The organism is Tardiphaga sp. 172_B4_N1_3 (genome assembly GCF_052076035.1).
GTDB lineage: Bacteria > Pseudomonadota > Alphaproteobacteria > Rhizobiales > Xanthobacteraceae > Tardiphaga > Tardiphaga robiniae.
Genome location: NZ_CP197238.1, coordinates 45,583 through 57,994, shown reverse-complemented (window position 1 = coordinate 57,994; position 12,412 = coordinate 45,583). Strand labels below are relative to the sequence as shown.

10 protein-coding genes are annotated in these 12,412 nt (G+C 61.4%); 4 read left to right on the top strand and 6 right to left on the bottom strand.

Annotation, left to right across the window (positions count from 1 at the left end; all coding sequences use genetic code 11):
• Positions 1–73: 73 nt before the first annotated feature.
• The 4 genes from AB7783_RS00270 to AB7783_RS00255 all read right to left on the bottom strand — a co-directional run bounded on the left by AB7783_RS00270 (position 74) and on the right by AB7783_RS00255 (position 5,799).
• Positions 74–259, bottom strand: a complete 186-nt coding sequence (locus tag AB7783_RS00270) for a hypothetical protein (RefSeq protein ID WP_441228797.1) — start codon at positions 257–259, stop codon at positions 74–76.
• Complete coding sequence (locus AB7783_RS00265) at positions 256–1,368, bottom strand: PepSY-associated TM helix domain-containing protein (RefSeq protein WP_441279619.1); 1,113 nt, start codon at positions 1,366–1,368, stop codon at positions 256–258. The genes AB7783_RS00270 and AB7783_RS00265 overlap by 4 nt, the downstream gene beginning before the upstream one ends.
• Before the next feature lie 175 nt (positions 1,369–1,543).
• Entirely contained in the window at positions 1,544–3,868 is a 2,325-nt protein-coding gene (locus tag AB7783_RS00260) for a TonB-dependent siderophore receptor (RefSeq protein WP_441276464.1), read from the bottom strand.
• 221 nt (positions 3,869–4,089) lie between these two features.
• Positions 4,090–5,799: a methyl-accepting chemotaxis protein gene (locus tag AB7783_RS00255; RefSeq protein ID WP_441276463.1), complete on the bottom strand. Its 1,710-nt coding sequence runs from the start codon at positions 5,797–5,799 to the stop codon at positions 4,090–4,092.
• 367 nt (positions 5,800–6,166) lie between these two features.
• Here AB7783_RS00255 and AB7783_RS00250 point away from each other — a divergent pair, with 367 nt between their 5' ends.
• Both AB7783_RS00250 and AB7783_RS00245 read left to right on the top strand, forming a co-directional pair.
• Positions 6,167–7,081: a DMT family transporter gene (locus tag AB7783_RS00250; RefSeq protein WP_441279618.1), complete on the top strand. Its 915-nt coding sequence runs from the start codon at positions 6,167–6,169 to the stop codon at positions 7,079–7,081.
• A gap of 48 nt (positions 7,082–7,129) precedes the next feature.
• Positions 7,130–7,933, top strand: a complete 804-nt coding sequence (locus AB7783_RS00245) for a sugar phosphate isomerase/epimerase family protein (protein WP_441228795.1) — start codon at positions 7,130–7,132, stop codon at positions 7,931–7,933.
• Between the two features lie 62 nt (positions 7,934–7,995).
• Here the strand turns inward: AB7783_RS00245 and AB7783_RS00240 are convergent, their stop codons facing one another.
• Both AB7783_RS00240 and mbfA read right to left on the bottom strand, forming a co-directional pair.
• Positions 7,996–8,289 carry an antibiotic biosynthesis monooxygenase gene (locus tag AB7783_RS00240; RefSeq protein ID WP_089263582.1) on the bottom strand — a complete coding sequence of 98 codons (294 nt, stop codon included), beginning with the start codon at positions 8,287–8,289 and terminating at the stop codon, positions 7,996–7,998.
• A gap of 153 nt (positions 8,290–8,442) precedes the next feature.
• Entirely contained in the window at positions 8,443–9,414 is a 972-nt protein-coding gene (gene mbfA / locus AB7783_RS00235) for an iron exporter MbfA (RefSeq protein ID WP_441276462.1), read from the bottom strand.
• Between the two features lie 407 nt (positions 9,415–9,821).
• Between mbfA and AB7783_RS00230 the strand changes: the two genes are divergently transcribed.
• Entirely contained in the window at positions 9,822–10,808 is a 987-nt protein-coding gene (locus AB7783_RS00230; protein WP_441276461.1) for a Bug family tripartite tricarboxylate transporter substrate binding protein, read from the top strand.
• A 212-nt stretch (positions 10,809–11,020) separates the two neighbouring features.
• The gene (locus AB7783_RS00225; RefSeq protein WP_441276460.1) at positions 11,021–12,376 is read left to right on the top strand and encodes an esterase-like activity of phytase family protein; all 1,356 of its coding nucleotides are present in this window, start codon (positions 11,021–11,023) and stop codon (positions 12,374–12,376) included.
• Positions 12,377–12,412 lie beyond the last annotated feature (36 nt).

Genomic DNA, 12,412 nt, shown 5'->3' with positions numbered 1-12,412 from the left:
GTATCCGTCGTTGGCGCTAGGATGCCGGAGACGTGGCGGAAGATGCTTCACTCATCCGCCGTGCTTCCTCATGTCACTTCCGGCAATACGCCCACACCACGATCGCGATCGGCAGCCCGACGCCGAACCACGCAAAATATCGGCCGGGATCGCCGGCGAGCAGCGCCGACAGCAAGCCTGCCAGCGATAAGACGCCAATGACGATCGGCGCGCCGAACACGCGCCACCAGCTAGCTCTGTGCTGCGGCACCTCGCTCATGACGATGGCCCGATCGCTGCCGTCACGCCGGCAGACAGCCGCGCGCCGCGCCTGACCTTGCTGCGCTTCACCGTCCACAGATACAGCCCGCTGCCGAGCACGATGATCGTGAAGACTGTGAGCAGCGCCCAGATGATCTTCAGCGGCATGCCGCCATAGTCGCCGAAATGCAGCGGCTGCGAGACCAGCACGGCTTTCAGATAGGTCGGCAGCTCGCTGGTGTCGGACACCTCGCCGGTCTCGCCATCGAGCAGCACCGGCTTCACCAGCCGCGACGTCAAAGGCGTGTCGCCGCGCAGGAAGACCGCGAAATGATGCGTCGATGTGAACGGCGTGCCGGGGAATGCGATGAAGGCTGGATCCATGCCGGGCGTCGTCCCCATGGCATTGCCGACGACCTTGTCCAGCGAGGCGAGCTGCGTCGGCGTGGGCTTGCCGGCATAGGGTGCGGCCATGGCAGCCAGTTCATTACGCTGCCAGATGCCGAGCATGACTTCGGCATAGGCGTTGATGACACCGGTGCCGCCGACCACCAGCGCCCACACGATGGTGACCACGCCAAGTAGATTGTGCCAGTCGAGCCACAAGACCCGGTGCGATTTCTGTTTGCGGATCGCCGCGAAATTCAGCCGGCGGGTGAACGGCCAGTACAGCACCACGCCGGAGACGATGGCGATCATGAAGAGGAAGCCCATAACGCCCATGAACCACTTGCCGGGAAGCCCGAGATACATGTCGGTATGCAGCCGCAACATCACCAGCATCGGGCCAGTGCCGAGCAGACCGACGGGCTTTGCCGTATAGGCATCGAACGCCTTCACCACCGTGGTCTGCGGATCGGAGGTCACCGACGTGTTGGTGAAGGTCGAGACCATGCCGGGCTCGTCCTTGTCCCAGGCCATATAGAGCAACACACTGCCGCGATGATCCGCGATCGCGGCGCGGCCGATGGCATCCAGGCTGAGCTTCGGCGCGCCGGGCACATGCACATCCATCTTCGGCGCATAGCCGAGCGCCTCGTCGATCTCATGATGAAAGATCAACGGCAGGCCCGTGAGGCACAGCAGCAGCAGAAAGACGGTCGAGACAAGGCTGGTCCATTTGTGGATCAGTGACCAGATGCGGGCCGTACGCGCTTTCAGGGGATCGATCCTTCTTCAGCTACTGAAAATGTCGTCCCCGGCAAGCCGGAGACGACATGGGCAGATCATTTTGACGTGGCGACCGTGCGGCGAGCGGGACGTACGGCGACCTATTGCCGTGCCGTTTCGCTCGCCCGTACCGTTACCACTTGTAGCCGATGCTGCCGGTCACGCGGCGGCGATCGCCGTAGAAACAGGCATTCGCGGTCGAGCAATTCGCGACATAGATTTCGTCGGCGACGTTGTTGGCGTTGACGGCAAAGCGCCAATTCTGCCAGTCGTAGTGAACGGCGAGATCGCCGAGTACGCGCGACGGAACCGAGAGTGTATTGGCCTGATCGGCGAAGGACGAGCCGACGTAGCGCACGCCGCCGCCGAAGCCGAAGCCGCGCAGGATGCCGTCCTGGAAGGTGTAGTCGGCCCAACCCGACGCAAGCTGGCGCGGTGTATTGGTCGGCACCTTGCCGACGATCGTCCCATCGCCGTCCTTGCTCACGAAGAGATTGTAGGTCGTGAACGAGCCAACAACCTTGAGCCCCGGCGCGAGATTAGCGACGGCTTCCAGTTCGAGACCACGCGACGTCTGCTCGCCATTCTGGATCGACTGCAGCGGATTAAGCGGGTCGGCGGTCAGCACGTTTTGACGCTTGAGGTCGAAATAGGCAAAACTGAAGTGACCATCGAAGCCGACCGGCTGATACTTGACGCCGACCTCGGCCTGCCGGCCGGTTTCCGGCAACAACAGCGTGTTGGTGGAGAAATTAAGCCCGATCACCGGATTGTAGCTGGTGGCATACGACACATAGGGCGCCAAACCGTTGTCGAAGTTGTAGATCAGACCGGCTCGGCCACTGAACTTGCTGTCGTCACGCCCCAATACGGCAGCGTTCGGATTGCGACCGACATCGTTGACGTCGACCCAGTCATTGCGGCCGCTCAGCACCAGCGTGAAGCGGTCGAGCTTGATTTGATCCTGCAGATAGACGCCAAGCTGCTGCTGCGTCAGGTTCGAGTTGCGAAACGGCGTCGACGTGATCGGCGGCGCGCCGCTATAGACGGCATTGATCACGTTCAAGTTGCCAGCAGAACCAGAAGCCTGCACGTCGCTGATGGAATAGTATTTCAGATCGAGGCCGAACAGCGCGGTATGGCTGAGGATGCCTGTGGTGAAACGATATTCGACCTGGCTATCCATGTTGGCCTGATCGGCAATGCCCCGCGTGGCGAACGAGAAGCGCGACAAATCTCCGGTCGTTGCGTTTGCAAGACCACCGCCGGTGACACCTGCGTAGTTCACGTCGACATGGGCGAAGCGCGCATTCTGCCGGAAGGTGACGTTGTCGGACAGATGGTGCTCGAACTGGTAGCCGAGCATTTCCTGCTCGCGTTTGAAATGATCGAAGCTCGGCTCACCCGAATAGAAGCTGGTCGGAATCCGCCCAAACGGACCGTTGGTCACCGTGCCCACATAAGGCAGGAAGTTGGCCGGGCGGGTCTCGTTGTAGGAGGCCGAGCCCAGAATGGTCAGCGTGGTATCGACGTTCGGCTTCCAGGTCAGCGACGGCGCGATGAAGTAATTATTGTTCGGCGTGAAATCGGTCTGCGTGCCGCCGTTCTGCACCTGGCCGACGATGCGGGTGTAGAGCTCGCCATTGCCCGGCGCGAGCTTGATCGGCGTATTGATATCAAAGCCGAAATAGGCATTGCCGAAATTATCGACGCCGGTTTCGATGTAACGGATCGGCTGAGCCTGCGGCATCTTGCTGACGACGTTGACGAGACCGCTGGGGCTCGAGCCGCCATAGAGGATCGCTGACGGACCGCGCAGGATTTCGACGCGCTCCATGTTGAATGGCTGCAGCTTCCAGCTCGCATAAGAGGTGTAGAACAGCTGGAGACCGTCGAGGAACACGCTGTTGTCGTCGGACTTGAAGCCGCGGATGAGGAACCAGTCGTTGCGGAAGTCCGCACCGAAGGTGCCAGCCGTAACACCCGGCACATAGCGCAGGACGTCATCGAAGCTGCGCGGTGCCTGATCTCTAATCTGCTCGGCGCCAACCACCGAGATCGACTGCGGCGTTTCGTTGATCGGCGTGTTGGTCTTGGTGCCCGTCGAGCTGCGATTGGCGACATAACCCTGGATCGGACCGCGCGGGCTCTCCACGAATACGTTGCTGCGCGGCGGCTGAGCCACCGGACGCGGCGCAACGGCGGTGCGGGCGCGCGGCGTGCGGCTCGGCGCGGCGGCCGCGCGGCGACGCTGCTGCGGCTGGTTGACGACCACGGGCGGCAAAGGCTGCGCACCGGTCTGCGTGGAACTGGACTGCGCCAGCGACGTATCGAACGTGACGACGCTGAGCGCACAGACCGACGACAGAAGCGCGAGACGCGACAAACGAATGGTGCTGTTCAAGGTGATCCCCAAAATCTCATCCGCATCGACATATTCGATGATGGATGACCTCATATGATGGATCGGGGTTAGAGGGACGGCCGCGTCATCGCCAATAGAAGCGTTCCAAACAACAAGCATTCTGCGGCAGTGTGACATCACTGCCGCAGATTTTAATGGTTCTAAATTCAGCGGGTATTTTTCTCAGCAAGATGCAGTCCAGGCGCGACGGTTATGTCTGCCCGCAAATAGTTGTGGCGCCGTCGCGCGCGATTCTTGTCTTTCCCGGTGGATAGTTACGCGGCGCGCACCGAGCGCAGGAAGTTGCCGACCTCCTGCTTCAGTCGCGTGCTTTCGCTGGACAGCGACTGTGCCGCGGACAGAACCTGCGATGACGCCGAGCCTGCTTCTTCGACGCCGCGCTGCACGTCGGTGATGTTCGCGCTCACCTGCATCGTGCCTGCTGCGGCCTGCTGCACGTTGCGCGAAATCTCCTGTGTGGTGGCGCCCTGCTCTTCAACGGCCGATGCAATGGCGGACGCGATCTCCGACATCTGACCGATAGTCATGGAGATCTCCTTGATGGCCGATACCGAATCCTCGGTCGCCTTCTGGATGCCCGAGACCTGCTGGCTGATTTCACCCGTGGCCTTTGCAGTCTGCTCGGCCAGCGCCTTCACTTCCGCGGCAACCACCGCAAAGCCGCGACCGGCTTCGCCGGCGCGCGCGGCCTCGATGGTCGCGTTGAGCGCCAGCAGATTGGTCTGGCCCGCGATATTGTTGATCAGCTCGACGACATCGCCGATGCGTGCCGCGGCCGTCGCCAGTTCGCCGACGCGGTTGTTGGTATTGTCAGCCTGCGCAACAGCCTCGCTGGCAATGCGCGCGGCGCCCTGCACCTGGCGGCTGATCTCGTGCACGGACGACGACATTTCCTCGGTGGCGGATGCGACCGACTGCACGTTGGTGGCAGCTTCTTCCGATGCCGCCGACACAGCGATCGCCAAAGCCTGCGAGCGATCCGATGTTGCCGTCAATGTGGTGGCCGAACCTTCCAGTTCCTTCGAGGCAGCCGATACGGTCTCGACGATCTGCCCGACGGCGCCTTCGAAATCGGCGGCGAGCTTCATCATATCCGCCTTGCGCTGTTCGGCCGTGCGGCTTTCCGTAGCGATCTGCGCGACCTTCATGCGTTCGACTTCGAGGCCGTTGGCCTTGAACACGCCGAGCGCCGTCATGATCTCGCCAATCTCGTCGGCGCGTCTGCTTGCCGGAACATCAACCGTGAGGTCGCCCTTGGCGAGCTTGTTCATCGTGGTGATGCTGGCCTTCAGCGGACGCACGATGGTGCCGCGCGCCACGAAATAGCTGAGCACGATCGCCAGCAGCATCACCGCAACGGTCGCATAGACGATCGTCCACAGCGTATCATTCGCGGTCTCGAGAAACTCAACCTTCTTGATGCCCACATAGAGAATGCCGATCACGTTGCGGCTGGCGTCGAAGATCGGATCATAGACGGTCATATACGGCTCGCCGAGGATAGCCACTTCACCACGGAACGCGGTCTTGCCGGTGAAGACCGCCTCGTAGGCCGGTCCTTTCGCCAGCTGCGTGCCGATAGCGCGGGTGCCATCCGGCTTCATCACATTGGTCGAGATGCGGGTGTCATTCATGAAGATCGTCACGGTGCCGCCGACCAGCGTCTTGATCTTGTCGACCGCTGCAAAATTGCCGTTCAGCGGCTTGCCATCGGCAAGCAGCTTGCCATCCGCGATGCTGTATTTGTCACCGCTCTCGCGCAGCACGTTCCAGGCGACGCGCATATTGGTCTCGACCCGCTCCGTCGCGGATTTGGCGGCGCCCTGTTCGAGCACATATTTGGCGACTAGCGTGATGCAGATGCCGAGGATGAGAATGCCGGAGACCGTCATCAACATGATGCGCGGGCCAAGACCGAGACCCCGGCGACGGCCGGGTTTGGGTTGGGAGGCGGACAATGGCATTGCGATCTCCTGTCGCGCCGACCCCTCGGTCGTGCGCTCAAAGCCGAACGGCTCCAGACACACTCACTGCACAACGTCGACGAGGTATCCGGACCCGCAATTCAAGAAACAAGTTCCATCATTGTGATTCAGTTCTATCGGCTAGCCGTTCGAAAGCAGTTAATGTTCGCCTGGCGGAAAAGGTATAATCGTCTGATTTTGCGTGTTTTTCGGCATCTAAATACCTGAATCGAGGCTCATTCCTGGCGTCCATTCGACGCATCTACCGATGCGCGCTCCATTGCCGCGCATGGTGCCCGCGCGCCAGCGTGACTTGTGCCACCCGGCGAACTGCCGCCTATGGAAAGCTGCATTGACCATCGAGCCGATGACCCCTTCCGCTCCGCCGCGACCAACGATCGTCGGCTGGTTCGCCAACCAGCCTTATCTCCTGCTCAGCCTCACCTCGCTGTTCTGGGCCGGGAATATCGTGCTCGGCCGCTATGTCGCCGGCCACGTCCCGCCGGTGACACTGGCCTGCGTGCGCTGGATCGGAGCCTTTTTCCTGTTGCTGCCCTTCGCCTGGACGCATCTGCGCACGGACTGGCCGGTCCTCCGCGCGCAGCTTTCTCTCATGACCATGCTGGCGCTGACCGGCTTCGCCGCCAATACGGTGCTCGCCTATTGGGGCCTGAAATACACGCAGGCCCTGAATGCGCTGGTGATCCAGTCGTCGGGCCCGCTCTGTGTCGCGCTGTGGACGCTGATCCTGTTCGGCGTGAGGCTGACGCTGGCGCAACTGCTCGGCATTGTGGTCTCCATGGCCGGCGTGCTGATCATCATCCTGCGCGGCGATCTCACCGCACTGGCCAGTATCCAGATCAACAAGGGCGATGCGATGCTGTTCGCAGCACTCCTGGTGTTCGGCATCTATTCGGCGCTGATGCTGCGGCGACCGGTGACGCACCCGATGTCGCTGATTGCTTTCACCACCGCCGGCGGCGCGATCCTGACCCTGCCGGTCAGCATCTGGGAACTCAACTCCGGTTCACCGCTGATCTTCGACACCGTGACGCTGCTGACGCTCGCCTATGCCATGATCTTTCCGTCGGCGCTGGCCTATCTGTTCTTCAATCGCGGCATCGCGCTGATCGGCCCGAATCGGGCTGCACCATTTCTGCATCTGATGCCGGTGTTCGGCTCCGTATTGGCCATCGCGTTTCTCGGCGAACAGCCGCAACTGTTTCACCTCATCGGCTACGTGCTGGTACTGTCGGGCGTATTTATCGCATCACGGCGATAGACCGAACATCCGCTCCGGCCAGCCTGACATCGGGAGTAGAAACATCACTTGACCGTTTTCTCGCTCGCCCACCTCACCGTGCTATCGCTGGCGCCGCCAGAGATGATCGACGTTGCCGCGCGCTGCGGCTACCGGAGTGTCGGACTGAGACTGATCGCCGTGACCGCGGAAAGCCCTGGCTACCCGCTGATGAACGACAAGGCGATGATGCAGCAAACCAAGGCGCGTCTCGCCGATACCGGACTGCACGTGCTCGATATTGAACTCGTCAAGATCACGCCCGGGATCGACGTCGCGGCGCTTGAGCCGATACTCACCGCTGGCGCGGAGCTCGGAGCCCGCCATGTCATCGTCGCGCCCTATGATCCCGACTTGTCCCGCCTCGCCGACCGACTGGCGGCCATCGCCGATCTTGCGGCGCGATACGGCATCATGCCGGTGATGGAGTTCTTTCCCTGGACCAATGTGTCGAACCTGCACAAGGCGCGCGCCATCGTCGAGACCGCAGGCCGCGCCAATGCGGGTATCCTTGTCGATACGCTGCATTTCGACCGCTCCGATAGCAGCCTCGCCGAACTCGACGACATGCCATCGCGCTTGCTGCCGTTTTTCCATTTTTGCGATGCTCCGGCGGAGAAGCCTGGCACGGTGGAAGGACTGCTGCACACCGCGCGCGCTGAACGGCTGCCACCCGGCGACGGCGGCATCGACCTCTGCGCCATCGCCGCGCACCTGCCGAAGCATATTCCGGTCGCGCTCGAAGTGCCGATGGATGCGCTGACCCGGGAGCGCGGCCCCGAAGAAGTCGCGCGCCGCGCAATCGCCGGCGCGAAGCGCCTGCTGGGAGATTGAGAATCTAGCGAGTAATCTACGCGCACATGCCACCGCCCGGCATAGCACCTGTCTCGCGCGCGTTATGCCAACGTATGAACGATAACCGGCCCGGCTATCGCTGTGGCTGGTCCAATCAGCAAGGGCGCTAGATTCTGTTCGCTCCATGCGAGCCCGCGTCGGTTCGACTCCTCGGCGCCCGCGAAATTGTTGAAGATGCTGATCGCCGTCACCGTATCGTCGGACGCATAGACCACATAATAGGCCATGAAACCTTCGACATCACTGATGATCGGAATGGCACCTTCCTTGATCCTGCGCGTCAGTTCCTCAGCCATGCCGGTCTTTGCCTTGCTCTGACGAATGGCAGCATACATGGGACGCTCCTTTACCCGTAAGCTGCCCGCGATCGCACCTGCCGCGATCATGCATCGCACACACTCATCATCGGCGGGACGAGCAGCAGGGTTTCCCGCGCATAGAACCTACGCCATCCCGCGCAACGACGCCATCTGACGCCTCCCCACCCACTACGCGCCTCCGATCAATATTCCCACCGCCAGAACGATGACGCCGCCAAGCACCACCTGAAAGACGGCCTGCAGGAACGGCGTATCCATATAGCGCGCCCTGATATAGGCGATGGCCCAGAGTTCGAAAAAAACGACAACACCCGCGATGGCCGTCGCGATCCAGAATGCATTCGGCCAGCTGTCCGGCACGAGATAAGGCAGAGTATGGCCGAGACCGCCCAGCGTCGTCATCAGCCCACAGATGCCGCCACGTAGCCACGGCGAGCCGCGTCCGGTCATGGAGCCATCGTCCGACAGTGCTTCGGCGAAACCCATGCTAATGCCGGCGCCGATCGACGCGGCGAGGCCAACAAGGAATGTCTGCCAGTTGTGATGTGTTGCAAACGCGGCCGCAAACAGCGGCGCCAGCGTCGATACGGAGCCGTCCATCAAGCCCGCAAGACCTGGCTGGACATATTGCAGGACGAACATCCGGTGGCGGGTGTTATCCTCGATCGTACGAACGTCGGACGTCAGGATGGCATCCGATAATTTGGCCGCGAGATGCTCGTGTCCTTTTTCCAGCTCGGCCAGATCGCCCAGCAACTTGCGAACGCCGACATCCGTCGCCTGCTCGGCAGCCCTGGCGTAAAAGCGCTCGGCCTCGAACTCCATCCTCTCGGCCTCCTTGCGGATGGTTTCGAGCGACAGGTTACGCGTGAGCCAGATTGGTCGGCGGCGGATGAAGCCCTTGACGTCTTCGCGCCGGATCGGCGGAAGGTTCGGTCCGAAGCGCTCCTCATACATCTGCAACAGCAGATGTCGATGGCCCTTTTCCTCTTCGGCCATCTCGCTGAAGACTTTCGCGGAATCGGAATAGCGCTCTGCCAGATCCTCGGCGAAGCTGAGATAGATCCGGCTGTCCTCTTCCTCGCTGGAGATCGCAACCGCCAGCACCTCGCGTTCGGTAAGCTCCGAAAACGCCTTCATATCAACGCCTTGCTTAGTTTAGAATTATTCTAATTTATATAAGAGCTGCTGTGCATTTGTCAAAGAGCTTTGGGCCTGCGCGGCGCTGAACCTGTCGCTGGTCGGGAAGCAGTAGCAGCGACGAGAAGGACCGCGACGAACCGACCGTGCGTGCTCCGGAGGTCGCCCCGGCATTCGCACCGACCCCGACGTGGAGATGCTGCGGAGATCAGCGGCCGTCTGCAGGTGCTGTCGCTCACGAACGCGAGAAGGTCGACCTGGTGCAGCAGAAGTCGATGCATGGCCTACACCATCGACAGCGCGCTCACCTAAACTGCATACCTTTCCGCTTCCGTGCGTCACCGACCTCCGCTAGTTTGCCCGCAACAAACACGAGCTACCAAGGCCGATTCAGGGAGAAAAGCGGAATGCACGGACTTTCAATTCTTCGCGGTGTGGCGAGCGCATCCTTTATCGGAGCGCTGCTGTTGGCGACCCCGGATGCCATCGCACAAACTGCGAATTATCCAAACCGGGCGATCACGCTGGTGCTCCCTTTCGCCGCAGGCAGCGGCACCGACACCACGACGCGCCTGATCGCCAAGGAACTCGGCACCGCACTGAACGCCAACACCGTGATCGACAACAAGGCCGGCGCCAATGGCTCGATCGCCGCCAGTTTCGTCGCCCGCGCCCCCGCCGATGGTTACACGCTGTTCGTGACCACCAACACGACGCATTCGGCCAATCCTTTTCTGCTCAAGACCATGAGCTATGATCCGATCAAGGATTTCACGCCGATCGCGCGCACCGGCGACCTGCCCTTCATGCTGGTGATCAATCCTGAGATTCCCGCCAACTCCGTGGAAGAGCTGATCGCGCTCGCCAAGAAAGAGCCGGGCAAGTACTCCTACGCATCGGGCAGTTCGTCGGCGATCGTCTCGGGCGCGACCTTTGCCCGCCTCGCCAAGCTCGATCTCCTGCACGTGCCTTACAAGAGCTCACCACCGGCGCTCACCGATGTCATCGCCGGCCGTGTCAGCATGATGTTCGTCGACGTTCCGACCGGCCTGCCGCATGTCAACGCCAAGGCGTTGAAGTCGCTTGCGGTGACCACGAAATATCGCTCCAAGCTTCTGCCGGATCTGCCGACCATGGACGAGGCCGGCGTGAAGGGCTTCGACATCACCTCGTGGCAGGGCTATCTCGGTCCGGCCAACATGCCGAAGGACATCGTCGTCAAGCTCAACGCCGAAATCCGCAAGATCGTCGAACGCCCCGAGATCCAGAAAGACCTTGCCAACCGTGGCATGGAAGCCTTTTCCGGTACGCCGGAAGAATTCGACACCTTCCTGAAGGATCAGCTCAAGGTGTGGGAGAAGCTGATCACGGATGCGGGGATCGAGAAGCAGTAGAGAAGCAGCACCGTTCGCCGTCTCCGCCCCACGCCTGCCTTTGGCGTGCGAGGCGGAGACGATGGCGGAGGGGCTGTGACCTAACCCGCAGCCGCGGCGACCCCATGCCGCAGCTCTTTCCCCCGCTGTCACCCAGTCGTCACGGAACTGTCAGCGCAGCGTAACGCCTGCCCCCCAGAACACCGCGCATGGTCACCACAAAGGAGACAACCATGCGCAGCACATTCCTCTGCTCCGTCGCTTCCCTCGTCATGCTCACCTCCGCCGCTTTCGCCCAGACCGAAGGTGAATTCCCCGCCAAGCTCGCCGGCCATGCCGTGCTGCCGGCGACGTCGACCATCGATGCGCCTGCGGATGCGCCGAACGACCTGAAGACCTCGGGCAAATACACCACCGGCAAGCGCGTCGACGCGCTCGGCACCGTGATGGGCAAGTCCTATGAGCGCGCCACCGGCATCTCGCTGCCGATGAAGGGCCAGCCGCTGCAGGGCCATTCCGGCATCAAGGTGATGCCCGACGGTTCGTTCTGGGTGCTGACCGACAATGGCGCCGGCTCGCGCTACAATTCGGCTGACTACATGATCTATCTCAATCATCACAAGATCGACTGGAAAAACGGCAAGGTCGAGCGTCAGGCCACCGTGTTCCTGCACGATCCCGACAAGAAGGTGCCGTTCCGCATCGTTCATGAAGACACCGCCAAGCGCTATCTGACCGGCGCCGATGTCGACACCGAAGGCTTCCAGATCGTTGGCGACAATTTCTGGATCGGCGAAGAATTCGGCCCCTACATCATCAAGGCCGACAAGACCGGCAAGGTGTTGGCCGTGTTCGACACCGTCGCCGACGGCAAGCCGGTGCGCTCGCCTGACCATTGGTCGGTGCAGTCGCCGGGTGCGCCGGGCGCCACCTACACCACGGTCAATCTGCGCCGCTCCAAGGGCTATGAAGGCTTCGCCTCCTCCAAGGATGGCAAGTTCCTCTACGGCCTGCTCGAAGGCCCCATCTGGGATGCCGAGAAGAAGGACTGGGAAAAGGTCGACGGCAAGGAAGCCTCGCGCATCCTGGAATTCGACGTCGCTAACGAGAAGTTCACCGGTCGCTACTGGCAGTATGTGTTCGAACAGAACGGCAATGCCATCGGCGACTTCAACATGATCACCGCCGACAACGGCCTGATCATCGAGCGCGACAACGGCGAAGGCACCAAGGACAAGGCCTGCGCCGATGGCAAGCGCGGTGAAGACTGCTTCCCGGATCTCGCCAAGTTCAAGAAGGTCTACAAGATCGAACTGAACGACGCCAATGTCGGCAAGCCCGTTCGCAAGATTGGTTTCATCGACCTGATGAAGATCCAGGACCCGAACAAGCTGGCCCGCAAGCCGCTGAATGACGGCGTTCTGACCTTCCCGTTCTTCACCATCGAGAACGTCGACCAGGTTGATGCCACCCACATCATCGTCGGCAACGACAACAACCTGCCGTTCTCGTCGAGCCGCGAGCCGAACAAGGCTGACGACAACGAGTTCGTGCTGCTCGAAGTCGGCGACTTCCTGAAGGCGAAGTAATCAACGCGAGCAGGCCCCCGCCTGAAACGACGAAAG

Coding starts and splice junctions, on each gene's coding strand:
- mbfA (WP_441276462.1), bottom strand. CDS start 9,414: ATGAAGGCGTTTTCGGAGCTTACCGAACGCGAGGTGCTGGCGGTTGCG.
- AB7783_RS00250 (WP_441279618.1), top strand. CDS start 6,167: ATGACCCCTTCCGCTCCGCCGCGACCAACGATCGTCGGCTGGTTCGCC.
- AB7783_RS00255 (WP_441276463.1), bottom strand. CDS start 5,799: ATGCCATTGTCCGCCTCCCAACCCAAACCCGGCCGTCGCCGGGGTCTC.
- AB7783_RS00240 (WP_089263582.1), bottom strand. CDS start 8,289: ATGTATGCTGCCATTCGTCAGAGCAAGGCAAAGACCGGCATGGCTGAG.
- AB7783_RS00230 (WP_441276461.1), top strand. CDS start 9,822: ATGCACGGACTTTCAATTCTTCGCGGTGTGGCGAGCGCATCCTTTATC.
- AB7783_RS00260 (WP_441276464.1), bottom strand. CDS start 3,868: ATGAGGTCATCCATCATCGAATATGTCGATGCGGATGAGATTTTGGGG.
- AB7783_RS00225 (WP_441276460.1), top strand. CDS start 11,021: ATGCGCAGCACATTCCTCTGCTCCGTCGCTTCCCTCGTCATGCTCACC.
- AB7783_RS00270 (WP_441228797.1), bottom strand. CDS start 259: ATGAGCGAGGTGCCGCAGCACAGAGCTAGCTGGTGGCGCGTGTTCGGC.